At 67.8% G+C, this 24291-nt stretch carries 19 protein-coding genes and 2 pseudogenes; 15 read left to right on the forward strand and 6 right to left on the reverse strand.

All coding sequences use genetic code 11. From position 1 onward, the window contains the following. Positions 1 to 162: 162 nt before the first annotated feature. Both ACIBJF_RS37735 and ACIBJF_RS37740 read right to left on the reverse strand, forming a co-directional pair. On the reverse strand, positions 163 to 2154 hold the full coding sequence (locus ACIBJF_RS37735; RefSeq protein ID WP_399180784.1) for an N-6 DNA methylase: 1992 nt from the start codon (positions 2152 to 2154) through the stop codon (positions 163 to 165). A 90-nt stretch (positions 2155 to 2244) separates the two neighbouring features. After that, positions 2245 to 4398 carry an N-6 DNA methylase gene (locus ACIBJF_RS37740; RefSeq protein ID WP_399180786.1) on the reverse strand — a complete coding sequence of 718 codons (2154 nt, stop codon included), beginning with the start codon at positions 4396 to 4398 and terminating at the stop codon, positions 2245 to 2247. A gap of 206 nt (positions 4399 to 4604) precedes the next feature. Between ACIBJF_RS37740 and ACIBJF_RS37745 the strand changes: the two genes are divergently transcribed. The 7 genes from ACIBJF_RS37745 to ACIBJF_RS37775 all read left to right on the forward strand — a co-directional run bounded on the left by ACIBJF_RS37745 (position 4605) and on the right by ACIBJF_RS37775 (position 10937). Next, positions 4605 to 4934 carry a hypothetical protein gene (locus ACIBJF_RS37745; protein ID WP_399180787.1) on the forward strand — a complete coding sequence of 110 codons (330 nt, stop codon included), beginning with the start codon at positions 4605 to 4607 and terminating at the stop codon, positions 4932 to 4934. Positions 4935 to 5012: 78 nt separating this feature from the next. Beyond that, positions 5013 to 6296 carry a DNA sulfur modification protein DndB gene (locus ACIBJF_RS37750; protein WP_399180789.1) on the forward strand — a complete coding sequence of 428 codons (1284 nt, stop codon included), beginning with the start codon at positions 5013 to 5015 and terminating at the stop codon, positions 6294 to 6296. A 157-nt stretch (positions 6297 to 6453) separates the two neighbouring features. Continuing rightward, on the forward strand, positions 6454 to 7089 hold the full coding sequence (locus ACIBJF_RS37755; RefSeq protein WP_399180791.1) for a ribonuclease HI: 636 nt from the start codon (positions 6454 to 6456) through the stop codon (positions 7087 to 7089). 346 nt (positions 7090 to 7435) lie between these two features. Next, positions 7436 to 8830 carry a nucleotide sugar dehydrogenase gene (locus ACIBJF_RS37760; RefSeq protein WP_399180793.1) on the forward strand — a complete coding sequence of 465 codons (1395 nt, stop codon included), beginning with the start codon at positions 7436 to 7438 and terminating at the stop codon, positions 8828 to 8830. A gap of 131 nt (positions 8831 to 8961) precedes the next feature. Next, the gene (locus ACIBJF_RS37765) at positions 8962 to 9135 is read left to right on the forward strand and encodes a hypothetical protein (RefSeq protein WP_399180795.1); all 174 of its coding nucleotides are present in this window, start codon (positions 8962 to 8964) and stop codon (positions 9133 to 9135) included. Then, positions 9132 to 10601 carry a glycosyltransferase gene (locus tag ACIBJF_RS37770; RefSeq protein WP_399180796.1) on the forward strand — a complete coding sequence of 490 codons (1470 nt, stop codon included), beginning with the start codon at positions 9132 to 9134 and terminating at the stop codon, positions 10599 to 10601. Before ACIBJF_RS37765 ends, ACIBJF_RS37770 begins: the two co-directional genes overlap by 4 nt. A gap of 78 nt (positions 10602 to 10679) precedes the next feature. Continuing rightward, positions 10680 to 10937, forward strand: a complete 258-nt coding sequence (locus ACIBJF_RS37775; RefSeq protein WP_399180798.1) for a hypothetical protein — start codon at positions 10680 to 10682, stop codon at positions 10935 to 10937. 394 nt (positions 10938 to 11331) lie between these two features. Here ACIBJF_RS37775 and ACIBJF_RS37780 read toward each other — a convergent pair whose 3' ends face one another. After that, positions 11332 to 11637, reverse strand: coding sequence for a hypothetical protein (locus tag ACIBJF_RS37780; RefSeq protein ID WP_399180799.1), 306 nt, complete (start codon positions 11635 to 11637; stop codon positions 11332 to 11334). A gap of 889 nt (positions 11638 to 12526) precedes the next feature. Here ACIBJF_RS37780 and ACIBJF_RS37785 point away from each other — a divergent pair. Both ACIBJF_RS37785 and ACIBJF_RS37790 read left to right on the forward strand, forming a co-directional pair. Next, a complete protein-coding gene (locus tag ACIBJF_RS37785) occupies positions 12527 to 13318 on the forward strand; it encodes a DUF4389 domain-containing protein (RefSeq protein ID WP_399180801.1) in 792 nt (263 codons plus the stop codon). A 69-nt stretch (positions 13319 to 13387) separates the two neighbouring features. Then, the gene (locus tag ACIBJF_RS37790) at positions 13388 to 13681 is read left to right on the forward strand and encodes a hypothetical protein (RefSeq protein WP_399180803.1); all 294 of its coding nucleotides are present in this window, start codon (positions 13388 to 13390) and stop codon (positions 13679 to 13681) included. Positions 13682 to 14299: 618 nt separating this feature from the next. Here ACIBJF_RS37790 and ACIBJF_RS37795 read toward each other — a convergent pair. From ACIBJF_RS37795 to ACIBJF_RS37805, 3 genes and pseudogenes are all read right to left on the reverse strand, one after another. Continuing rightward, positions 14300 to 14641, reverse strand: a complete 342-nt coding sequence (locus ACIBJF_RS37795) for a hypothetical protein (protein WP_399180804.1) — start codon at positions 14639 to 14641, stop codon at positions 14300 to 14302. A gap of 37 nt (positions 14642 to 14678) precedes the next feature. Continuing rightward, positions 14679 to 14866 (reverse strand): annotated as a pseudogene (locus ACIBJF_RS37800) (hypothetical protein); the annotation flags it as partial. After that, a pseudogene (locus ACIBJF_RS37805) lies at positions 14851 to 15176 on the reverse strand (ATP-binding cassette domain-containing protein); the annotation flags it as partial. The pseudogenes ACIBJF_RS37805 and ACIBJF_RS37800, both read right to left, overlap by 16 nt. A gap of 554 nt (positions 15177 to 15730) precedes the next feature. Between ACIBJF_RS37805 and ACIBJF_RS37810 the strand changes: the two are divergent. The 6 genes from ACIBJF_RS37810 (at position 15731) to ACIBJF_RS37835 (ending at position 24122) form a co-directional block, all read left to right on the forward strand. Next, positions 15731 to 16207: an ATP-binding protein gene (locus ACIBJF_RS37810; RefSeq protein ID WP_399180806.1), complete on the forward strand. Its 477-nt coding sequence runs from the start codon at positions 15731 to 15733 to the stop codon at positions 16205 to 16207. 454 nt (positions 16208 to 16661) lie between these two features. After that, on the forward strand, positions 16662 to 18227 hold the full coding sequence (locus ACIBJF_RS37815; protein WP_399180808.1) for an alpha/beta hydrolase: 1566 nt from the start codon (positions 16662 to 16664) through the stop codon (positions 18225 to 18227). Positions 18228 to 19482: 1255 nt separating this feature from the next. Further along, positions 19483 to 20790 (forward strand): serine/threonine-protein kinase, encoded by a 1308-nt coding sequence (locus ACIBJF_RS37820; RefSeq protein ID WP_399180810.1) that lies wholly within the window; start codon positions 19483 to 19485, stop codon positions 20788 to 20790. A 408-nt stretch (positions 20791 to 21198) separates the two neighbouring features. After that, entirely contained in the window at positions 21199 to 21954 is a 756-nt protein-coding gene (locus ACIBJF_RS37825) for a hypothetical protein (RefSeq protein WP_399180812.1), read from the forward strand. Positions 21955 to 22176: 222 nt separating this feature from the next. Further along, entirely contained in the window at positions 22177 to 23433 is a 1257-nt protein-coding gene (locus ACIBJF_RS37830; RefSeq protein WP_399180814.1) for an IS256 family transposase, read from the forward strand. A gap of 35 nt (positions 23434 to 23468) precedes the next feature. Then, the gene (locus ACIBJF_RS37835) at positions 23469 to 24122 is read left to right on the forward strand and encodes a class I SAM-dependent methyltransferase (protein WP_399180815.1); all 654 of its coding nucleotides are present in this window, start codon (positions 23469 to 23471) and stop codon (positions 24120 to 24122) included. The last annotated feature ends 169 nt before the right edge of the window (positions 24123 to 24291 follow it).

Genomic DNA, 24291 nt, shown 5'->3' on the forward strand with positions numbered 1-24291 from the left:
CTGTGACGGTATAGCCACTCCTGTATGCGGTGAGATCGGATACTTTGATAAACGGGTGATCGCCGGACCCTCGTCCTTGAAATTCATGCGGGAAGCCCACCCCGCTAATGAGTCGTGCGACTCGTCCGATTTTTACTGTCGGATATGTCGGGTGAGGGAATGTCATTTCGTGACCTCGCCCAGCAGTCCTTGAATCTCGGCCTCCAGCGTCTTCAGTTCCGCGTCGATTTCCGCCAGCGGCCTCGGCGGCTTGTACACATAGAAGTGCCGGGTGAACGGGATCTCGTAGCCGACCTTGGTTTTGCTGTGGTCGATCCAAGCGTCAGGAACGTGTGGGTGCACCTCGCGCTTGAGGTACTCCTCGACGTCCTCGCCCAGCGGTACGTTCTCGTAGTCCCTCAGCTCCGGGTCCGGCTCGGATTTGCCCTTGACCTTCTGGACCTCACCCCCGAGGTCACGGACGCCCACAGTCTCCCGTACCGCCTTGTCGAACGGCGCGCCCGTCGGCCACGTCAGGCCAGCCGCCACCACAGCGTCCTTGAGGTCGACGAATGCCTCGGACTTCGTCGGCCATGACGCTCCGAGAAGCGGTCGCAGCGCAGCGACGAACTCCTCGCTCTGCTCCAGTTTCGCCACCGGCTTTGCTGCTGCTAGCGCCGACAGTGTCTGCTCCGTCAACTCGAAGCGCAGCTTCAGCGGTCGTTCAACGGTGATTCGCTGGTATCCGAAGTCCTCGTTCCAGAAGACCCTGACCTTGCCGTGCAGCAGGTGCTTCGGGTTGCCCGCGGCCTGGAGGGCTTCCCCGTACAGCCGCGTGATCTCGCGGATGTGGTTGTCGCTCAACTCCTTGCGCTTGTCGCCGAGCGATTTGCGCATCTTCTGCCAGTAGTCCCGCGCGTCCAGCAGGACGACCTTGCCCTTGTGGTCCTTGTCCTTGCGGTTCGTCAGAATCCAGAAGTACGTGGAGATGCCGGTGTTGTAGAAGAGCTGGTCCGGGAGGGCGATGATGGCCTCTAGCCAGTCGTTCTCCAAGATCCACTGGCGGATCTTCGACGGGCCGGACTCTGCCGCACCCGTAAACATGGGTGACCCGTTGAAGACGATGGCGATGCGGCTGCCGCCCCCGCCATGCACATCGACCGGCTTCATCTTCGAGATCATGTGCTGGAGGAAGAGCAGCGAACCGTCGTTGATGGGCGGCAGGCCGACCCCGAAGCGGCCGGCGTCGCCGAGCGTCTTGTGCTCGTACTCGACCTCGTCCTTGACTTTCTTCCACTCCACACCGAACGGCGGGTTGGCCAGCAGGTAGTCGAACTTCGCCCGCTTGTGGCCGTCGTCGGAGAAGGAGTTACCGAAGGCGATGTTGTCCGGATCCTGGCCTTTGATCATCAGGTCCGACCGGCAGATGGCCCAGGACTCCGAGTTGAGTTCCTGCCCGTACACCTCCACCGTGGCGTCCGGGTTGAGGGCCTTGATGTGGTCCTCGGCTGCGCTGAGCATGCCGCCGGTGCCGCAGGCTGGGTCCATGACGGTGCGGACCACGCCCGGGATACTCAGCGCGTCGGCGTCGGGGGCTACCAGCAGGTTGACCATGAGCCTGATGACCTCGCGCGGCGTGAAGTGCTCACCGGCGGTCTCGTTGGACTGCTCCGCGAAGCGGCGGATGAGCTCCTCGAAGATGTAGCCCATGTTGTGGTTGGGGACCACCTCGGGCCGCAGGTCGAGGTCGGCGAACTTGCCGATGACCTGGTAGAGCAGGTTCGCGCCGTCCAGCTTCTTGATCTGCTGGGCGAACTCGTACTTCTCCAGGACTTCGCGCGCGTTCTCGGAGAACGCGCCCACGTACGCCTGCAGGTTGCCGGCCGCGTGTCCGGGGTCGGCCGCGATCTTCTTCAGCGTCAGATCGCTGGTGTTGTAGAAGGCCTGGCCCGAGGCCTTCCGCAGGAAGCGGTCGGTGTCGATGTCCTGGCCAGCGAAGCGGGCCACCGTCTCGAGGACCTTGTCCCGTGTGGGCTCCAGGACGCATTCCAGGCGCCGCAGCACGGTGAACGGCAGGATCACCTTGCCGTAGTCGTGCTGCCGGTAGTCGCCGCGCAGGAGGTCGGCGACGGACCAGGCGTGGTTCGCCAGCTCCGTGTGCTTGCTGCTGTTCAAGGTTCCCCGAGTTCCTTCCGAGCCGTTCCGCCGGGCGAGAGGGCGGGTGCGGCCGAGTGTGGTGGATGAGTGAAGAAGCGTGCCAGTGCGTCAGGTCGACGCAGTCTCGGGTGGGAGCAGCGCCCCCGCCGTCAGGCCGGTGGTCAGGAGGGCCGCGTACTCGTGAGCCAGTTCGGTGGCCTGGCGGGCGGCGGTGCGTAGTTCGTGGACGCGGCGGAAGGCCTCGCCGTAGCGACGCTGCTCCTGCAGGGGCAGCAGCGGTACGCGCAGTCGGCCGGGTTGGAGGTGGATGGTGGTGCTGCCGGTGGATGCCCCGGTGATGTTGTCGTGTGCGCCGACGAAGCCTGCGAGGAACCAGGGGTCCAGTCGTGTCGGGTCGGGGCGCAGAAGGTAGAGGTCGTGGCCGAGCAGTACGCCGATGTCCTGTCGGTCGGCCAGTCGGGCCATGTTTCCGCCGTCCCCTGTGAACACGCGTACCAGGATGTCCCCTTCGGCGATAACCGGTGAAGACTTCAGGGGCATGCTGTCGAGGAACGTGCCGGAGACGGGCACGCCGTCCGCGATGTCGGTTCCTTGGAGGACCGGCCGTCCGGTGTTCTCGGCCCTCCATCGCGCGCCCTCGGCTTTCTCCCGGGTGTCGGTCGCTGCCCGCAGGATCTCCAGGGCGCCGCCGCGGGCGAGGTCGGAGAGGGTGGCCGTGCGCCACTGCCGTGGGGAGTCGCTGGTGGGCTGCCATGTGCCCTGAGCGGTCTCGGCCAGGAGGTGGGCGTGCTCGGTCAACTGCTTGCGGTGGTCGTCGGCTTGCCGTGCCACCTGGGCTGGGTCGATGTCGGCGGGCAGGGCGCGGACCTGGCGGGCCGGGGTGAGGTCGACGACCTCGTCGAGGAGGTCCAGTACGGGGACGGCCCGGGCGATGCCGGGCTGGTCGGGGAAGGACTCCGGGTTGGCGCGGAAGGCCGTCCAGTGGTCCAGCACGGTGTCGGTCAGCTCGTCCCAGTCGAGGGCGTCGCGGCGTCGACGCGTCCCCGGCGAGCCGAGCGTGCTGTCGGACCGGTTGCGTGGCCTGTCCTGTTGCCGCTCGGCGGCTGCGTCTACGAACAGCACCGAGGTGCGGTCCGGGCTGTCGGGCTCTGGGGTTTGCAGGATCCATAGCTGTAGCCCGATGTGCAGGGGTGCGGCCGCGCCGGGTGGCAGGGCGACGACGGCGCGCAGGGCGCCGCCGCGTACCAGTTCGGCGCGCACGCGGCGGCCGGAGGCGCGGGCGGCGGTGGCGGGGGGCAGGAGCAGCACCGCGTATCCGCCGGGGTGCAGGTGGGCCAGGGCGTGCTGGGTCCAGGCGAGTTCGGATTCCATGCGTGGTGGGACGCCGTAGGCCCAGCGGGGGTCGTAGGCGAGCTCGTCGTGGCCCCAGTCACGGTCGCCGTAGGGCGGGTTGCACAGCACCGCATCCATTGGGGGCTGGGGGAAAGCGTCGTGGCGCAGGCTGTCGCCGGCCTGTACGGCCACCGCCGCGTCGGGCGTGGCGAGCAGCAGGCGTACTGCGCTGCGTTGGGCCTGGACCGGCAGGGAGTCTTGGCCGTACAGCTCGCGGGCGCCGTGGCGTGCGGCGGCGGCCAGCAGGGTGCCGCTGCCGCACGCGGGGTCCAGGACCCGGGCGGTGTCCGCGGGTAGTAGGCGGGCCATGAGGTCGGCCAGGCGGTCGGGGGTTTGGTAGGTGCCGGTGGAGGCGCTGTCTTCCAGTTCACGCTCGGCGAGTACGTCGAGGGCGGCCCGGGCGCCTTCTTCTCGTACGCAGTGGATCAGCGCGCGCACGATGCCTGCGTCGTCTGCCGTGAAGGGGGCGGCCTCGGTCTGCGGGACCGTGTCGGCGAGCTCGGCGACGGTGGCGTCCGCGCGTGCGGCGAGGTCTGCGTCCGGCAGGTCGGCGAGCGCGGTCAGCTCGTGCGGGGAGCGGCGGGAGGTGGCGAGGACCAGGGGGAGCAGCGGTACGGCTGAGTCAGCGACCGCAGGGCGCAGTCGCAGCAGGGTGCGGAGCTCCTCGGCGGGGGCGGCGGCGGAGGTCTGGCCGCGGGAGCGCAGCCAGGCGCGCACGGTTTCCAGGTCGTAGAGCGGGCTGGTCTCGGTGCCGCCGGCTGGTGCTGGGAAGTCGTCGTGCCGGCGGCGCCAGTTGCTGACGGTGGCGCGTGTGACTCCTGCGATGCGGGAGATCTCCGCGGCTGTCACCTGGGCTGACGGCTGGGCCATGACGTGTTCTCACCTCTCATCGGGGACGGGGGCCACCTTACACCACTAGCTAAGCTCGTAAACAGGGTTGACAGTGCTTTCACTGCGATGCTTTTCTGTAGACGCTTCCGGTCGGCCGTGGTCGGCGGAAGCGCCCCGGGGCCCTTTACGGCCGCTTCGGCCTGCCCTGGGACAGCAGACGAGGCCTCACGAGTGGAGAAACCTGCTTGACCGAGACGGGCGAGCCCGAACTGACCGTGTACCGCCGCCACCTGGCGCAGATGCTGAAGCGCGACGCCGGGGAAAACTTCCGGGCCCTGCTGGTCCAGGCCCGCCACATCACCGGCACGTCCTACGAGACCACCCTCTACGACCACCAGCAGGCATTCCGCCTTCTGTGGCGCCACCTGGAACGCAGCGGCTACCTGCGCCGCGCCCACCGTGAGGCCCGCACCCGCCTCGCCTCCGGTCACACCGCGCCCGACGAGCGCGCCGACCTGGAGCTGTTCCTCACCGTCTACCGGCAGGTCTACCCGCCGCACGCAGCTGGCGCCTGACCCATACGGGCATTACGCGCTGCCCGCCCCTCTTTCCCTCTGCCGCTGAGAGCTACCTACTCGGAAAGGAAGTCATCCGTGACCATCACCGTCGACTCCTCGCGCCTCTCCCTGGTGCGTGAGGAGTCCACCTACCTCGCGATCCGCACGAGCCAGGGCGGCCGGACCGTCTACACGACGCGTATCCCGCTCTCCGACCTCTCGGTCATCCTCACCATCCCCGACCCGGCCAAGCCGGACCCGGATAACCGCAAGGTGGACATCAACCACGCCAAGGGCTTTGGCCAGTACCTCGCCGACACCCCCGGCTGGGTGGCTCCGGCCCTCCTCATTCGCGACACCGGCAGCTGCCGCTTCGAGCCGATCAGCGAGGACGGCTCGGTCGGCTACCTCACCGTTCCGTGGTCCATCGGCGGTATCGGTCGCCTGATCACGATCGACGGTCAGCACCGCATCCTCGGCGTTCACCTGGAGAAGAAGCGCATCACTGACGAGGTCTCCCGCATCGATCGCGAGATGCAGCGTGCCAACGAGGCCAAGAAGGTGAAGCTGCAGCAGGACCGTGAGGCTCTGATCGGCCGCATGCAGCGGCTCAAGGACGAGTTCGTCGGCATCGACATCTACGTGGAGCCCGACGGCGTCAAGGGCCAGCAGATGTTCGTCGACGTCGCGGACAACGCCAAGGGCATCTCCGGTGCCGTCCGGGCCCGCTTCGACACCTCGCGCATCGCGAACCGGACGCTCAGCGACATCGTCACCCACCCCCTCTTCCTGGGCAAGATCGACATAGAGCGGGACCGGATGACCCTGGCCAACCGCAACCTGATGGGCGCCAAGCATGTCGCCGACATCACGCGGGCCGTCATCGCCGGCCCCGGTGGCCGCGTCAGCAAGAAGGTCGAGTCGCTGACCGACAACGAGGTTATCGAGAGCGTCCGCGGCTTCCTGGACGTCATCTCCATCGCCTTCACCGCGCTCGCGGAGATCACCGAGGAGGACGTGGACAACTACGACCCCTCGCTCTCGGAGAAGAAGAAGAACGAGCCGCCGGCGGCCCCTACCAAGGCCATGAGGCTGCGAGAGTCCTCGCTCCTGGGTTCGGTGGGCATGCTCCGCGTGCTGGGCGGCGTCTACCGCAACCTGCGGGAGGCCGGAGCCGAGGACGGTGACATCCAGGAGTTCTTCAAGCGGCTCGACCGGCACATGGCTGCCCCGGTCACCGAGGACAGCATCTGGCGTACCACGGCTGCGAACGAGGACTTCGAGCCGAACGCCTCCGCCCCGATCATGCGGCAGCAGAACGTCGTGCACCTGACCAAGGTGATCACGGACTGGTACAGGAAGGCCCCGGCTGCCATCTGACCCACCAGCGCGCCGGAGCTCGTCCACAGCTGTGGATGCCAGGGGTCATTGCAACACCGCGATGACACCTGCCCCACACGACCGAGATCGGAGGGCGTCACCGCGCCCGCCCTCTCTCCCACTGCCCTATCGCGATGACAAGGAGGCAACAACTGTCATGGGTCGTCGTTCTCCCCTCGCCCACGCACCCCGCCCCGCCGTATCCGCTCGCCGCCAGGTGTGCGTGAACGACAAGGTCAAGGCCGTCGCCGGGCCGATCGTGCTGGCCACGGACGCCTCGGTCGGCCCGGACCGGGTGGCCTCCGGCTACCTCGCCACCACCGGCCACACCGGTCTGCGCGCTCACCTCTACCCGAAGTACCTCGTACGCCCCCAATCCCGCGTGGTCGTCACCGAACTGCGCGCCGTTTACTTGGGTCTCAAGGCGGTCCTCCTCACGCACCCCGGCCGGCCCATCGAGGTTCGCGTGGACAACCTGCAGGCGCTGCGGCACCTGCACGGCTGGCAGCAGGGCGGGTCGGACATGCCCGAGGGCTACGACACCCACCTGCGCGCCCAGGGCCGTCGGCCCAGCCTGGTCAAGCTGCAGCTGCTCGCCGAGTACACCCCTCACCTGACCTTCGTCCACGAGAAGGCCCACGCCGGTCACCCCCTCAACGAGGCCGCCGACTCCCTGGCCAAGCTCGGCCTGCGCTGCGTGCGCGGCGCCGTCCCGCGCACCGAACTCCCGCGGCTGGTCCCGCTGTGGGCTGCTGGCGCCCTCGCCGACTATCGGCGCTCCCAGGCCGCCTAGCTCAACCGCCCATTTCGCAGAGCCCTCATGTTATTGGCGCCCCACCTCGCGGGTGATCTTCTGCAGGGGAGGGGCGGATTCCGATGGCTTCGGCGTATGGGGGTGGTGCTGGCCTAACTCCCGCCGATGCAGGGGTGATGCCATGTCTGCACCCGGTCGCGGCCGGCGGGTTGCTGGTCGTCTGCACTGGCTTTGTTTCCAGCTACACCCAACATTCATCACAGGATCATCACAGAACCTTTTCATGCCGCTTCGACTGGCCTTAAGTCGCTGTGGTTTCAAACCTTCACTGATCGCGACCGCTGTCACACATGATGTGAACGCGTGTCGCTTTGGGGGGACTTGTATGAACTACGTCGACAGTGCGCCCGGTGTGCATCCGACGCTCCGTCAGCCCCTGCCTGGGCGGGGAGGATTGCAGTCCACCGTGCGATCCGCGGATGCGTCTGTTGCGGGGCTTGCGGATGCCGCGGAGCACGCGGTGGCTCCCGTCGCTGTCGTGGGGCTTGGATACGTGGGCCTTCCTACGGCTCTTGCCCTGCTGGCCGCGGGTAACCAGGTCATTGGGCTCGACGCCGACGAGGGCCGTCTGGAGGCCATCCGGCGCCGCGAGGTAGATCTCCTGCCCAGCGACCACGATCGGCTCAGCCGGTACCTCCCCGACGACCGGTTCACCCTTACCGCTGACCCGGCGCAGCTCGCGCGGGCTCGGACCGTGTTGATCTGCGTGCCCACCCCTGTGGACCGCCACCTGGTCCCGGACTTGACCGCTATGGCGGCTGCGTGTGCTACCGCGGTGGAACATGCCGTGCCTGGTCAGCTTCTGATGCTGACCTCGACCACCTATGTGGGCACCACGCGCGATTTGCTGGTGCGTCCGTTGACGGAGCGGGGCTTCGCGGTGGGCCGTGAGGTGTTCGTGGCGTTCTCTCCGGAGCGCATCGACCCTGGCAACTCCCTGCATACCCAGGACACGACTCCCCGGGTTGTCGGTGGTGCCGGAGAGCATTCCACGGCGCTGGCCGCGGCGCTGTTGCGGCGGACCGCGCCGTCGGTGCACGTCCTCGCTTCCCCGGAGGAGGCGGAGATGACCAAGCTGTGGGAGAACACGTTCCGGGCGGTCAACATCGCCCTGGCGAATGAGTTCGCTGACGATTGCCATGCGCTTGGGCTTGAGCCTGGGCCGATCATCGGCGCGGCTGCGACCAAACCGTACGGGTTCATGCCGTTCTACCCTGGTCCGGGTGTGGGCGGCCACTGTATCCCCTGCGACCCGCACTACCTGCTGTGGCAGTTGCGTGCCCAGCGCGTTGCCTCTCCGCTCATCAGCACCGCCATGACAGCCATTGCCTCCCGCCCTACCCATGTGGTGGACCGGGTGCGGGAGCTTCTGGCCGACCGCGGCTTGAGCCTGTCGGGGGCGAAGGTGCTGGTGGTCGGCGTCGCCTACAAGCCTGGTGTGGCGGACCTGCGTGAGTCGCCCGCCCTGGAAATCATGGACCGGCTCGCGGCCGCGGGCGTCAAGGTTCGCTTCACCGACCCGCTGGTTCCTGTGCTCCGGCTCGGCGCAGTGGAACTGACCAGTGAGACGGCACCCGAGTACGAGCCCTGGGACCTGATCCTCATTCACACTCTGCACCCTCAGGCGGATCTGAGCTGGCTCTCCGAGGTGCCCGAGGAGCGCACCGTACTGGACGCCACCTACCGCCTCGACTCGGCCCCCGCGCGCGTGGTGCTGTGACCGCCTCCTGCGCCGGCCGCTTCATCGATCTCTGAGATCACCCCTGCCTCCGGGCCTTATGCCCGGCTGGGCGATGACGTCGGTTCGTCCTCGCCTAAAACCCTCATCACGACTTTTCTGGAGGTTGTCGCATGAATGACTACGGCTCGCAGTTGGCCAAGACCGGCCTGGGCGCCATCACCATCGGGGGCGTCACTTACACCCTGGGCGGCTGGATGATCGGCATAGCTGCCGCTCTCGTCGTCGTCGGGGCGGTCGCGGTGCGTCTTGGCTTCCGTCGCAGCAAGGACGTCGCCGAGAAGTGACCCCGAACCGGCGGAATACATCGGTGCTGGCTGCCCACCAGCACCGGTCCGCCACCGTCTTCATGGGCATCGTGGTCCTCATCGGTGCCGCGGTTTGGGCCGGACAGCACGCCCTGGCACTCTCGCAGGTCAAGGACCACACCGGCAGCCGCATGCTCGCGGTCTGGGTCTCCCTGTTCACGCTGCTGATGATCCAAACGTTCCTGTACCACCTGGAGCGCCCTCGGCGATTGACTCCCCGGACCGCTCGTCAGCTCAAGGGGCTGCACGTCTCAATCTTGGTGCCGGTCTTCAATGAAGACCCGGGCTACCTTCGGCTGGGCTTGGAATCCTTCCTGCATCAGAGCCGCCTGCCCGACTCCGTGCACATCGTGGACGACGGTTCGACCAGCACCGACTACGCCGAGTTGCGCAACTGGTGGCATCTGGAGGCTCACCGGCTCGGGATCGAGACGACCTGGCAGCGGGTGCCCAACGGCGGCAAACGTCACGCCCAGGCCAATGGTGTGCGGGTCAGCCCGAACGCAGACATCTACGTAACGGTGGACTCCGACTCCTGCCTGGCGCCCAATGCTCTTGAGCAGTTGTTGATTCCCTTCGGCCGCCGCAAGGTCCAGGCGGTTGCCGGCATCGTGCTGGCCACCAACAACCGCGGCCCGCAGCGCCCGGAGCTGCACCGGGCCAGCGGTGGACGGATGCCGTGGCCATCCCGCGTCGCCAAGCTGGTCCGCTGGCGAGGACAACAGTGTTTTTCCCGGGTCACGGACCTGTGGCTGGTCACCTCCCAGCTCGTGGACCGCTCAGGTCAGTCAGCTCTCGGCTCTGTGCTCGTCAACTCCGGTCCGCTGGCGGCCTATCGGGCAGAAGTGATACGAGACAACCTCGGGTCGTACCTCAACGAGACCTTCATGGGCCGGCCCGTCATGCTCTCCGACGACAGCATGCTGACGCTGTACGCAGCGTTGCGCGGGCCCACGGTGCAGCAATCCTCCGCAGTCGTCTTCACCGCGATGCCGGAGAAAGTGTCGCACTTCACCCGCATGTACCTGCGGTGGATGCGTGGTTCCACGATCCGATCGATCTGGCGTATGCGCTATCTACCGCTGCACCGACCCTCGTACTGGCTGCACCTGCTGCGCTGGTTCGAAATGATCTTGGGTCAGATGGTCCTCGCGTGGCTGCTGATCGTCGAGCCGCTGCGGTACCACAACCCACCGACGACAGCGATGCTCGCGGTCCCCTTCCTCATCGGCTGGGCTCAGGGCCTGCGCTACCTGGGCGTCATCCGCTCAGACGAGCGGATCCGCTCCCGGGCCGTGACCTGGCTGATGATGCCGCTCGCGATCCTCATGGGGTGGACCGTACTGCGCGTCCTGCACTGGTACGGCATGGCCACCTGCGCCAAAACCGGCTGGGGCACGCGACAAAACGGCGCCGAAGTCGCCCTGGAGACAAGCAGCGCATAACCGACCCTCTATCACATTCACTTCCGGTCCATCCCTCGACCGTTGGTGGCGTGAAGGGGAAGAGAGGCGGTACACCACGTGGATCTCAAAGCCCAGCGCACCGAGGCGGTCGTGGTGCGCGCCGGGATGTACACGGCGCACCTCAGTCTCCCGGCCTGGCACAAGGGCGCCATCACCGTCACCGCCCCGACCTCCGTCCTGTGCGAAGTCACCGGACGCAACCGTGCCGAACTGCCCGGCGCGTCCCTGACGGTCGCCGTGTGTCTGGACGCCGTACTGGACAGCGACCTGCACCCCCACGACTGGCAGCTCCCCGCGTGCAACAGCCCGAGGTGAACGCGGCGGGAGTGCGGCCGCGCTGACCGGCCCGGTCTCCGTCAGCGCAATCCCCGGACGGCGCCCACCTGCTCGTGACGATTGACAGTTCCCGGCCGTCCGATCGGTAACGGTCCCCAACGCCCTGTCGTGTTGCAGGCCTGGGCGCCCTGCCGCGCGTTGGGCGCCAGCTCGCCCCTTTGTCTCGCGAGCAGGGACAGACCCGTCACGGGGGTAAACGAGCCTGCCCCTGCACGCTGGCGCCCGTGAGCCTCTCCAAGAGGTAGGCGCCTTGACCCACGTCCTGGGCCACAGCCTTCAGCGTGGCGTGGGCCCGATGTGTCACGGATGGCAGGGACTGATCGCGAGATCAATACAGGGGTGAAGAGCAGCACTTACTTGCGTCACAACGTGATCACTCGACCTTCGCTGTTCTCGCGGGGCCGGTGTGATCAAGCTGTGTGTTGGAGGCCTGCTTGGGCCCAGGCATGGTGGACGGCCTGGATTTCGGCGTCTGTCGGGGGGCCTGGGTGACGGGGAGAAATCGGGCGGCAATGATCACGCGGCGGAGCTTGGCGAGCATGTCGGCGAGGGACGGGTCGGTCTTGGTGGTGTACCAGGGGGCCCGTGCGCGGTGGACGGCGGCGTCGCTGGGATGGTGGCCGTGCACCGCGCACCAGACGACGGTGATCGAGCCGTGCCAGATCCAGCGGAGAACCACGGGGAACGACGGTCCCCGGCGGAGGACTGGTCCCGTGTTCGCTCACATGGCCATCTCGCAGGTCAGAGCCGCACTCGCCTCACCTCTCTCCTAAAGCGGTGGCTTCCTGACAAGCGGCAGCGGCCAGCCGGCACAGGCCACTAGTGCGCTGCCGTCCTCGGCGAGGAAGAGCAGGGTGGTCCATGTCCGATCGGCAGAATCGATCAGCCCTGTGCGCACGGGCCGGCCATGTTCGCGGACGAGCTGCACTGCTCGTTCCAGCCCAAGAGGTTCGAGTCCGTGCATCCGCATGCGCTGCAGTCGGTGCTTGAAGACTCCGGCATGCTGTCCTGCGGGTTGTGCCCGGTCTGCCACCCAGTAGGTGGCCCCGCTGCGGAGGGTGGCCAGACCCCTCCCGGACGCCTCATCGTCACCGGCCAACAGCGATTCCAACACATGCCGTTCCATGGTCACCCCCGCCGGGATCCTGCGGTACAGCAGCCAGGTACCGCAACCCCAGCAATCGCCCGCGTCCGGTAGCGTCCGTCCGGGGCCTCGTAACGGCCGGCATGACCGCCGCTGACCGATCCGGCTAGAGCTACGGATCAGAAGGCTGCAGGTTCGAATCCTGCCGAGTGCGCACACCTCAAGGCCCACTCGGGATCATCCCGGAGGGTGTTTTGTCGTTCCATACTGCAGCGAAGTACAGCAACCGCCTCAGCGGGACCGCCCGTGGCGTCGGACAGCCTGACCGGCAGGCCGCGCGCATCTCTCGTCGCGTGCCGCCGCGCCAGCCTCCGTATTCATCCGAAATTCATCCGACTGGTCCTCACCGCGCGTGCACCGGGCCCAGCGGCGTGATCCTGAAGCTCTGAACCGGGCGCAGTCGCGAATCGGGCAGGAGCTGGCCATGGCAGAGCAGACGTGGGTGCACCGCCCCCCACCAACGGAGGCGCTCCCAGAGTTGGATCTCCCCGAGCCTGGCCGGCAGCGCCGCTGGAGCGTGCTGCTGCGCTGGCTCCTGCTGGTTCCCCAGTACGTCGCCTTGTTCTTCCTGGGGATCGCCGCGTTCGTCTACACGGTCGGCGGCTGGTTCGCCGCCCTGTTCACCGGACGGCTGCCCGAATCGATCGCGTCATTCTTGACCGGCTACCTCGCCTACGCGACCCGCGTCACCGCCTACGCGATGCTGTTGGTCGACACCTACCCGCCCTTCGCCTTCCTGGCGCCCGACCACCCCGTCCAGGTCGAGATCCATCCTGGAAGGCTCAGCCCCCTCGCCGTCTTCTTCCGCATCATTCTGCTCATACCTGCCTATATTCTTGCGAAGCTGGTCATCTACGGGTGGTTCGTCGTCTGCCCCATCTTCTGGCTTCTGGTGCTGATCCTCGGCCGGATGCCGCGCCCACTGTTCGAGGCAACCGCCGCCACCACTCGCTACGGGATGCGTCTGAACGGCTACGTGATGATGCTGACCTCGGCCTACCCCAAGCGACTGTTCGGGGACGAGCCCAACCCCGCCGACCAACCCCGCTCGGCTTCCCGCCCGCTGCTGCTCAGCAGCGCGGGCAAAGCTCTCGTCGTCCTGTTCATCGCCCTTGGGGCCGTGCTCTCGTTCTTCATTCATCAGCGCGCCCACGAGTACGACTACGACTACAGCATCGCCTCGCAGCCACCGGCAGCCTCGCAGGCCAGCGGCTGATGGCTCGGCCTGCTCATCGACCCCGGCGGGCTGCACCCAGGGATGAGTCAGCCGCCGTTCCGGGGTGGCATGTTCCCCGCCCTGGGCCACGTCAGCATGTACGAAGTCGAGCACGGCGGCCCGATGCTCTCGGCGCTCGTCGTCAAACAGGACTCGGGGACCGCCGGACCGGGATTTGTTGACCTGGCCCGGCACCTCAAGTTCGACGTTCAGGACGAGGAAGCCTTCTGGAAGCGTGAACTGGAGGAAGTGGTGCGCTTCTGGTCCGCCAAGGACCCCGTGCTCCTGCTCGACGCCGCCGTCGACTGCGTCATGGAAGAGCTGAAGCAGATCAAGGCGCAGCTCCGCAAGCTCAGCGTGTAACTGGGCCAATCGCGATTCCCGCTGAGGGTGCCGCGAGGGTTGGGAGCCCGGACCAGCCTGCGGGCCCTGATCCGGCGACGCTGCCGCAAGTTTGAAGAGCTGCCCCTGCCACGTGTTGGCGCCCAGGCTGGTCCTTGGGAGCCGAGGCAGGCCTGTCACGGGGGGAAACGGGCCTGCCTCGGCCCTTGCGAGCGGAGGCGGGCCCGTTACGGGGGGAGCGGGCCTGCCCCTGCACGTCGGCGCCCGCGTACCTCCCCCAAGAGGGCGGGCCCATTGACCCTCATGATCGGGTCACTCTCTCCAGCGTGTACTGAGGCGGCAGTGTCACAGGGGGTGGTGCACCGTTGCGAGGTCAACACGCCTGGAGAGTGGCCGGATTCGGGAGTGCTGCCCCGGCTCGGCATGTGGTGTCGGGTCGGGGCAGTGGCTTGTGGGCTTCCGGGGGCGCGACCACCGCGGTCGTGGTCTTGCCGTACTGGTCGCGGAAGTGGCCGGTCAGCAGGCGTGGGCCTGGGAGAAGTCCCGGTCCAGGTGCCGGTAGGCGTGCGACAGCACGACCAGCGCCGCCTTCCGCGCGGCCGCGAGGGCTTCGCTGCGGGCTTGCTCCGGCTGCCGTCCCTACCGGTAGTGCCACTCGAGTACGGCGGCCCCGACCAGGGCCGCCACGAGGACGAGACCCAGTACCGCGGTGAGCACGCTCCGCCCGGCCGTGCGTGGGGGCGCGCCGTCGTCCGGCTCCGCCTCGAACGGCTCGGGCTCCGGCGGGTCCTCCCAGCCGTTCGGCGGGGGCTCGACGAAGAGGGTGCGCCCGGAGGGAGTCTGCTCTTCCTGGCGGGCACCGCGCTCGGGGGGTGTGGGCCGCCCGGCGCGCGTGGCTGCCGCCAGGCGGGCGGTAGCGGTCATGATGATGCGGCGGGCCGGTGAGCCGGTGCCGCGGGTGCGGGAGGTCGGGTTTGCCACGGTGTCTCTTCTCATCGATGGCCTCACGGGTGGGGCAGCCCACGAAGGCGACGTCGGAGGTTAGCCAGCTGCCGGCGATGCGCGCGAGGTCGAGCTGGAGCCGGTAGGTGCGCGCCTGCCCCTCGGGCGCGGCGGTGTTGGTCACCTTGCTGTCGGCCACGACCAGGACCGGGCCGAGCGCGCGTCAGACCGCACGATGCCCGCTTCTAGGACCTGCCATTGTGAGTGTGCTCGCGCAGCGGGAAGGCGATGTTGTCGTACATGTTCTTCGAGCCGAACAGTGCGCCGAACTGCTTCCGCACCTCGTACAGGTCGTGCTCGTGCAGGCGGGTGATGTTCCGGCCCGCGACCTTCACCGAGCGCCGCTGCGGCTTAAGCAGCCCCACGAGCGTCTTGAGGAACACCGATGTGCCCGTCCTCGAGGGCCGAGCAGCACCGAGACTTCCTCGGCGGGCAGCGTCAACGAGACGGCCTGCCAGATGACCTGGTGGCCGAAGGACTTGGTCAGCCCTTCCACACAGGTCTCGACACTCATCCCGTTCACCCTTCGGCCTCGTGTGCAGCTCCGACTTGTGCTCTACGGGGAGGGGAGGGGCGTCCGTCGCGACGGACGAAGATTTTTTGCGGACACGTGTAGTGCTCCCGGCCGGTCGCGACATTGCCGCCGAGTAGCGGCGGTTGTGGAGGGGAGAGGCGGGTGGTGGCGTAGCGCGGCGGCCCGTCTTTACCGCAGACCCTTTGGGGACGACAAAGGCCCCGCCTCTCAAGCCTCGGCCGTCTGTGTGGGCCGCTCATGGCCGCTGAGGACAGCTATCTGCACTCGTGAGAGGCACGGCGAGAGCGGCCGGTTTCTTCAAGCAGCCATGCACGTGGGGGTCGCGGCCCAGGGCTTCGCTATAGGCATTCAAGATCGTCCGCTATGGCTGATTGAAGAGAAGCCCACACATCCCGTGGTTGTGTCACGTTGCGGGGCTGTCGGGTCGCGACAGTGGTGGGTGGCTGCTTGATGGGCTCTCGCCGCATTGCATGATGTTTTGGGGGTATGCGGGTTTGGTGGTGTATGGCTGTGCGGAGAGCAGGGCGGACCGTATGGATCAGGCGGCGGAGGATGGCGACTCGATGTCGCTGGTCGGCGGGTTTGTTTCGGTGTCCGCAGTCTTCGAGGGCAGCGGTGGGATTGGTGAGGCTCGGGATCTGGTCCGCTCCTTTCTGACTGATGCGCAGGCCGTTCACGGGTTTCCCGTATCGGGGCGTGCGATGGGCATGGCGCAGCTTGTGGTCAGCGAGCTGGTGACCAATGCCCGCAAGTACGCGCCCGGGCCGTGCCTGCTGACGCTGGAGATCGCGGACGGAGCCGTGCAGATCAGCGTGTGGGACAGCAGCACGACGTTGCCGGCAGTCTTGGCGCCCGACCCGCGCCGGGTGGGGCAACACGGTCTGGAGATCGTGATGGCGGTCTGCGCCAGTTTCGCCGTTCACCGCGAGCCGGTGGGCAAGCGGATCACCGCAGCTGTCGTGCTGGCCGATGACCCGGGTGGTGCCGTGGTCGGCCGCTTGGCGCCGTGACGCGCAGGTCGTCCTTCGGTTGCGGGGCGTTGGGCGTTCAGGTCCTCGGGACGGCGTACACGCTGCACGATCTCGCGGTGTTCCTCCAGCGGGCCGGCCCTATCGTCCCAGTTCAAAAGGCACTTTCGCGTTCCCACAGCGTTGGTTGCCGAAGGGGTCCCAGATCAGCGAGGCCCCGCTTCTGCGGCTACTGGTGGAGGTGGCCCGCCCCCTGCCTATGGCCGCGGGAACTTGTGACGGGGCCTCGTATGAAACATGGAACAGCACGGTTCACACATTCGGCTCAGTCGACGGTCACACGAACACGATCTGTGGTGCACTGGTTACACATCGCGAGGCGGATCGGCGAGAGCGCCGCTCGAGGACGGGTCCCGGCGCCGGGGCCGACGATCGCGACCCCACCCTCGATCCCCACAAGTCCCGTGTCCCGCGCGGGCGGAAGTGAAGGCTGGCGATGAACGCTGACCCGACCAGTGACCGAATACCCCGGCGCAGGCTCCGCGGCGCGCTTGCGGTGCTGAGCGCCTGCGGGCTGCTGCTGACCTCGTGCACGGCCACCCACCTGCGGCTGAGCGCGGCACATATTCCTGCCGGAACGGAGGCCACCGCCGCCACGGCCCCCGTCCCGGCAGGTCTGCTGCGCTATTACCAGCAGCAGCTGGACTGGAAGCCCTGCCCGGACAAACCGGCCTTCCAGTGCACGACCCTGAAGGCGCCGCTGGACTACGCCCACCCCGACGTGGGCGACATCACGCTGGCGGCCACCCGCAAACGGGCCACGGGGACCGGCGCGAAACGGATCGGCTCCCTGCTGTACAACCCCGGTGGTCCAGGCGTCCCGGCCATCACCGGACTGTGGGACGCCGCTGATGCCTTCTCGCCGTTGGTGCGCGCCGCCTACGACCTGGTCGCGGTCGACCCGCGCGGGGTCGGCGACAGCACCCCGGTGGACTGCAACACCGGCACGGCCCTGGCCCTCCCCAATGCTGGTGTGATCACCACCGCCGGGAAACCGGACTTCGAGGGCGTGGACGCGGTGAACGAAAAGTTCGCCGATGCGTGCCGACTGCACTCCGGGCGGCTACTGCCCCACGTCGGCACCCTGGAGGCAGCACGGGACTTGGACCTCATGCGCGCCCTCGTCGGAGACGAACGGCTGCACTTCCTCGGCTTCTCCTACGGCACCTACCTCGGGACCACCTATGCCGAACTCTTCCCCTCCCGTGTGGGCCGCATGGTCCTGGACGGAGCCGTAGACCCCTCCATCGACGGCTACCACCACTTCCTGGACTCCGCGCACGGATACCAGGTCGCCTGGGAGTCCTTCGCCGCCGACTGCGCCACCCGCACCGACTGCCCCGTCGGCCACTCCGTCGAGGAAGCCAACCGCACCCTCGACGCCCTGGTGGCCGCACTCGACCAGAACCCGCTCCAGCCAGACAAGGACGTCACCATCACAGGGCAATACCTCCTTGTCGTTGTCACGACATGGCTGCGGGCGCCCGCGTGGGAGGACCTGCGCGTGTTGCTGAGCAAGGTGACCCACCGCGGCACCACCGGGCTGCAGAAACTCTCCGCCGCGGACCAGGGAGACTCCGCCGTCAGCGACTCGGGTTTTATGGCGGTCAGCTGCCTCAGCGCCCCGCTCGGCTCGCGGTTCACCCCCGCGCAGGCTGAGGCGGCACTCCCCGAGTTCGTCCGTGTCTCACCCCAGTTCGGGGCGTTCTACTCCACTTACCTCCAGGAGTGCGCGCACTGGCCGGTCGGGCCGACCCAGCCCTCGCATCGCATCACCGCACCCGGCACCCCGCCGATCCTGGTCGTCGGCACCACCCGCGACCCGGCCACGCCCTACGTCTGGTCCCAGGCGCTCGCCCGCCAGCTCTCCTCGGGCCGCCTCCTCACTCGGAACGGCGACGGCCACTTGGCCTTCTTGCAGGGCAGCACCTGCGTCAACGCCGCCATCGACCGCTACCTGCTGAACGATCAGCTCCCACCCGTGGCCACCGTCTGCACCTGACGCAGGGGCAGAAAGCGAGTCTCGAAGATCGAGGCCCATCGGGCCATTGCGGACTCGCCTGAGAGGCACGGGGAACAGCGGCGTCACCGGCGCTCCCGCATAGGTCAGAGATTTGCCAGGTCGGCCGTCGTCCACATACGCAGTCTTCCAAATTGGTGATGTACAGCAGCGAAGTACAGCAACCCCAGCAACCGCCCCCGTCCGGCAGCCTCTTCGCAAAGCTGTAGCGCGACCGGTATGCCGCTCACCGTGTCAACGGCCATGTCGTTCTCCCCGTAAGCGGCCAGGAGTTCGCCCACAGTCATCACCGACCGATCCACATAGAGCTACGGATCAGAAGGCTTCTGACATCCACGGCTGACATCAACGACGCCGGACAGGGGCGTACACCCGCGTCTCTGTCTGGCCGTCGCGCCAGTCGACGGCAGCGGCCGGAGCGGGCTCGGATCGAACTCCTAAAGCGGTGGTCGTCGGCACGCCCAGCGCCAGCGCAACGCGAGCGTCATGGCGACCGGGACGTCCGGGCAACCGGTCATGGCTCAGAGCCGGGCCGTCTGTGGGCCGTCCAAGCCTGGCCAACAACGACAGACAACGGCAGGCAACCACTGCCCCTCCGCAGGTCAGCCCACAGCCGACATGGCAAGCGCACGGCACTATCTGACGTGAAATCAGTTCTAGCGGGAGTGGCGTCCACGATGAAAGGGGGCTGTTGACAGTCGGCTTGTTAGGAGAGCGGCCTGCCAGTTGCCCCGCTAGCGACGGCAGCCTGGGTGTGACTGTCACGTGGACACCCGGGCTGCCATATGCGAGCAGGAGCGAGCCAGCACGGGGGGAACCGGCCCGCTCCTGCGGTCGGCGCTCGCGTACCTCCCCATGAGGGCGAGCACCTCGACCCTCACGAGCGGGTCACTCTTGTTCCAGCGTGCTGTGTCCCTGGGGTGTTACTGGTGGCGAGAGGTGGTCACAACTCCGACGCTCGTGTGACAAGCGCAACTTAAAGCCATCACGACTCATCCGTGAACCACGACGCGCGTCTTCTCTGCCTCGTGGCGTACCTCGTAACGGCCGGGCGTTGGAGTGGTCCCGCGGCTCGGGCCCTCCCGCTGCAACCTGAGGGATGGCCGCGCCCAGAAAGGCAAGGTCGCAGGGCCGGTACGCTGGGGCCGCTGCGGCTTCCCCACCTTGATCCGCGTCCGCGCGGTGATTCATGGCCTGCGGTGATCAAGACGTCTTTGGGTGTGAGGGTGAAGAACACGTGCTGATAGCGGGCCGGTACCGGCTGGGGGACGCCATCGGGCGGGGTGCGATGGGGGAGGTCTGGCGGGCCTTCGACGAGACGCTCGGCAGACCGGTCGCCGTGAAACTCCTGCTCCCCCACGACTCCGACCCCACCGCGGCCTCCCGCTTCCGGCTGGAGGCACAGACCGCCGGCCGCCTCAGCCACCCGAACGTGGTCGGCGTCCTCGACTTCGGCGAGCACGAAGATCGTCTGTTTCTGGTGATGGAGCTCGTCGACGGGGGCAGCCTCGCCGGGCTGCTCACCGTCTCCGGACCGTTGCCCGCCGAGCGGGTGGCCCGTATCGCCGCGCAGGCCGCCGTTGGGCTGGCCGCCGCGCACCGGCAGGGCATCGTGCACCGGGACATCAAGCCGGCCAACCTCCTGCTGGGCGCCGACGGCACCCTGAAGATCGGCGACTTCGGCATCGCCCGCTTCCTCGACGACCCCGGTGCCGCGCTCACCGCCACCGGGCAGATCGTCGGCACCAGCCTCTACCTCGCGCCCGAGCGGGCCCTGGGCCGCACCGCCGGTCCGGCCTCGGACATGTACTCCCTGGGCTGTGTGCTCTACCAACTCCTCACCGGCCGCCCGCCGTTCCAGGCGGACAGCGCGCTCGCGGTGCTTCATCAGCATCTCGACTCCGCCCCGGTCCCGCCCCGGCAACTCGGCGCCGACCTGCCGCCCGCCTTCGAGAGCTACCTGCTCGGTCTGCTGGCCAAGGAGCCCGAGAGCCGACCCACTGCCGACGAGGTGGCGGACTGGTTCGGGCACGGAGCCTGGCGCGGCGCGCCGGAGCCGCTGCCGAGCGAACGCCAGGATCACAGCCGCCCGGACCGGCCGCACGTCACCGGCTCGAGCGCCGCCGCCCCTGCAAGCTCCACCTCTGCTCCCACGGCCCGCTCCAAGGGTGCCTTCGTCCCGGTGGCGGACACCGAGTGGCAGACCAGCGTGCACCGGGTCGCGACCCGCCGCTCGCACCTGCCGTTCCTCCGCCGTTCCCGCCTGGTGGGCGTGCTGGGCGGCGCCGGCCTCTTCATCATTGCCTTGCTGGTGGGCATGGCCTGGTTCTCGCCCGACACCGGCTCAGCGCAGGAGCCGCAGACCACGCCGTCCACGAGCACGAGCCCCGCCACGTCACCATCCTCGACGCCGTACGGCGCCGCTTCTTCACCGTCGCCCACGTCCCCATCCCCGGCGCAGCCTGCCGAGCAGAAGCCGGAGAAGCCGACCGACGCCAAGCCAATGCCCAAGGAGGCTGACAAGCGCGGCAAGGGCAAGCACTGACCGAAACCTGGGGCCTGGATCCGCCACGTCTGCCGTGCGCGTCTGACACCCGGGCCTCACCTGGAAGTGGCCAGACCTCCAGACCAGCGCCAGGCCGGAAAGCCTTTCCATCGCATCGACCTTGCGACGCGAAGAGGCCCCACCCCTCCTGGGGGTAGGGCCTCTTGGCCGTCTGCGTCGGCCCTCTGAGAGCCGTATAGCACAGGCTACTTCTTCGGGCTGATTTGCGGGGCCAGTTGGTACAGAACGCCGGCGCGAGTCTCTGGCCGCCCGACGTAGCCGCAGCCGTGCGGGCAGGGCGCCTACTTCCACGGCTGCACGTGCGGTCCTGACCGGTCCCCTCCCGGGGGCATCCGAACGGCGTACTAATCTGACCGCTCCTCATTTACCCACAACAGAGGATGGTTCATGTCCCGTACCACCCGTCTTGCCGGTGCCGCGCTGGTTGCCGGCCTGGCGCTGGCCGTCTCGGGCTGCTCCAGCAGCGGCACGGCGACCGGCGGTGCTGCTGCCTCCCCCGCCGCCTCCACTCCGGCCCCCGCCGCCTCGGCGCCGGCTTCTCCGTCACCTGTCGACCGCACGCTGACCAAGGCTGCGCTGCAGCAGGCCCTGCTGACCAGTGCGGAGGTACCGGCCGGCTTCAAGGCGTCCAAGCCCGACAAGGGTGAGGACATGTTCGGCAAGGCCGATACCACAATGCCTGCCAGCTGCCAGCCCATCGCCGACATCGCGGCCAACGACGCGGCCATCAGGCCATCCGCCGCGGTGGACCAGGACTATCCGCAGCCTGCGAAGACATCAGCGATGATCTTCAGCCGTCTCGTCTCTTACCCGGCGGGCGACGCCGAGAAGGCCATGACCGCCCTCAAGGTGGCTCTGAAGTCCTGCGCCACCTACAAGAGCAAGAGCCCGGACGACGGGAGTATCACCCGGGTGCGGCTCGCCGTCCAGCCGGGTCCCGCGCTGGGCGACGACGCCGTCACCCTGGACGCGACGGGTGACGTCCAGGGCCACGCCCTCACGGTACGCCTGGTCGACATCCGCATCGGCTCGTCCATGGCCGTCTTTGCGAGCTTCGACTTCAAGGCCGCCAAGGTGCCTGCGGTTCCGCAGCTGCTGATGGCCAAGCAGGTCGAGAAGCTGAAGGCGGCCGCCACCGGCTGACTCGGGATCGGTCCGGTGGTGCGCGGCCGCACCACCGGTCCGGACATCCCACCGACCCTGAGAGGCATTTAGTACTCCAGTGCGGTTTCGTGATCTATCCAGCGGGTTGAGCAATGCTCAGAACCTGTGGATCACCCGGGGAGGACGTACCTTCCCGGGTGATTGATCGATAGGTCACCGAGCAAGACCGGTGTTCGCAGCACCGGCCGGGAAGGTACGTCCGTGCTCACCGTAGTCAACGAGGACGACTCCACTCACGACGGGTCGTCGCTGATCGACGAGATCGTTCGGGAAGGCGCAAGAAGGATGCTGGCCGCTGCGCTAGAGGCCGAAGTCAACGCGTACATAGCCGAGTTGGCCGACCAGTGCGACGAGAACGGTCGGCGGCTCGTGGTCCGCAACGGCTACCACCAGCCCAGGAAAGTCACCACCGCGGCCGGCGTGGTCGAGGTGAAGGCCCCGCGGGTGAACGACAAGCGCGTCGATGAGGCGACGGGCGAGCGGAAGCGGTTCTCCTCGGCGATACTGCCGCCATGGTGCCGCAAGTCCCCGAAGATCAGCGAGGTGCTGCCACTGCTCTACCTGCACGGTCTGTCCTCCGGCGACTTCGTGCCCGCCCTGGAGCAGTTCCTGGGCAGTTCGGCCGGGCTGTCCCCGGCCACGATCACGCGGCTGACGACGCAGTGGCAGGCCGACCACGCCGCGTTCATGGACCGCGACCTCGCGGGAATCGACTACGTGTACGTGTGGGCCGACGGCATCCACCTCAACGTCCGCCTGGAGGAGGCCAAGGCGTGCGTCCTGGTGCTCATAGGGGTTCGCGCCGATGGCTCCAAGGAGCTGGTGGCGCTCAAAGACGGCTACCGCGAGTCCGGTGAGTCCTGGGCCGACCTGTTGCGCGACTGCGCCCGCCGGGGCATGCGCGCCCCCGTCCTCGCGGTCGGCGATGGCGCGCTGGGCTTCTGGAAGGCGCTGGCCGAGGTGTTTCCCGACACCCGCGAGCAAAGGTGCTGGGTTCACAAAACCGCAAATGTTCTCGACGCCATGCCGAAGTCCGCACAGCCCGGCGCGAAGAAGGCGATCCAGGACGTCTACAACGCCGAGGACCGCGCCCACGCCGAGGCGGCGGTCAAGACGTTCGCCCAGCTCTACGGCGCGAAGTTCCCCAAAGCGGTCAAGAAGATCACCGACGATCAGGAGGAGCTGCTGGCGTTCTTCGACTTTCCGGCCGAACACTGGATCCACTTGCGGACCACGAATCCGATCGAGTCCACGTTCTCCACCGTCCGGCTGCGGACCAAGGTCACCCGCGGGGCCGGCTCCCGCACCGCCGCCCTGGCCATGGTCTTCAAGCTCGTCGAGTCCGCCCAGCAGCGGTGGCGGGCCGTGAACGCACCCCACCTCGTCGCCCTCGTCCGTGCCGGAGCCCGCTTCGAACGCGGCCAGCTCGTCGAACGCCCAACCGCCGTGGCAGCATGACCGGCTTCAGGCAAGTGTCCAGGGAGGTATCCGCCTTGTTCGACCTCGACAGCCAGGTTCCCTACTGGGATGCCGCTGCGGCCACGAAGACGTTCACCCACCCGCTGCACCTCCCCTGGCTCGACGGGATCAGCAGGCACGCCGCGATCCTCGACTACGGGTGCGGCTACGGCCGCATCATGAAGGAGCTCGAACAGCGCGGCTTCGGCAACCTCACGGGCGTCGATGCCTCACCGGGAATGATCAGCCGGGCACGCCACCTGCACCCCACCATGCGCTTTGCCGCCCTGGACGCACCGCCCGCCTCGCCCTGTCCAGATGCAGGCTTCGACGCCGTTCTGCTCTTCGCCGTGCTGACCTGCGTCCCCGGCGACGAAGCCCAGCACCGGTTGATCGCCGAGCTGAACCGCATCCTCAAGCCCGGCGGAATCCTCTACGTCAGCGATCTTCTGCTGCAAGACGACGAACGCAACCGCAACCGTTACGGCCGCCATGCCGATCACTACGGCAGCTACGGCGTGTTCGAAACCGGCGACGGTGCGGTCTGCCGCCACCACCCCCCCGAGTGGTTCTCCACCCTGCTCGCTGGGTTCCAGACCATCGACACCCGGACCATCACGGTGCCCACCATGAACGGTCACGAGTCAACCGGGATCCAGATCCTCGCCCGCAAGCCCGCATCGCCATGAACGCGGCTCAGATCCACAGGCCTTGATGCGATGAAGGGGCGAAGTCCCGCCCTCCGCGGGTGGTCTGGGTAGAAGCCAGTCACCCACTTCGTGACGGCGAAGGAGCCCCAGGTGAGCGAGTACGACGGACACCAGTACGTCGGTGTCGACCTGCACCGCAGGCGGTCCG

The sequence above is a fragment of the Streptomyces sp. NPDC050743 genome (assembly GCF_044456925.1).
Classification (GTDB): Bacteria; Actinomycetota; Actinomycetes; order Streptomycetales; family Streptomycetaceae; genus Streptomyces.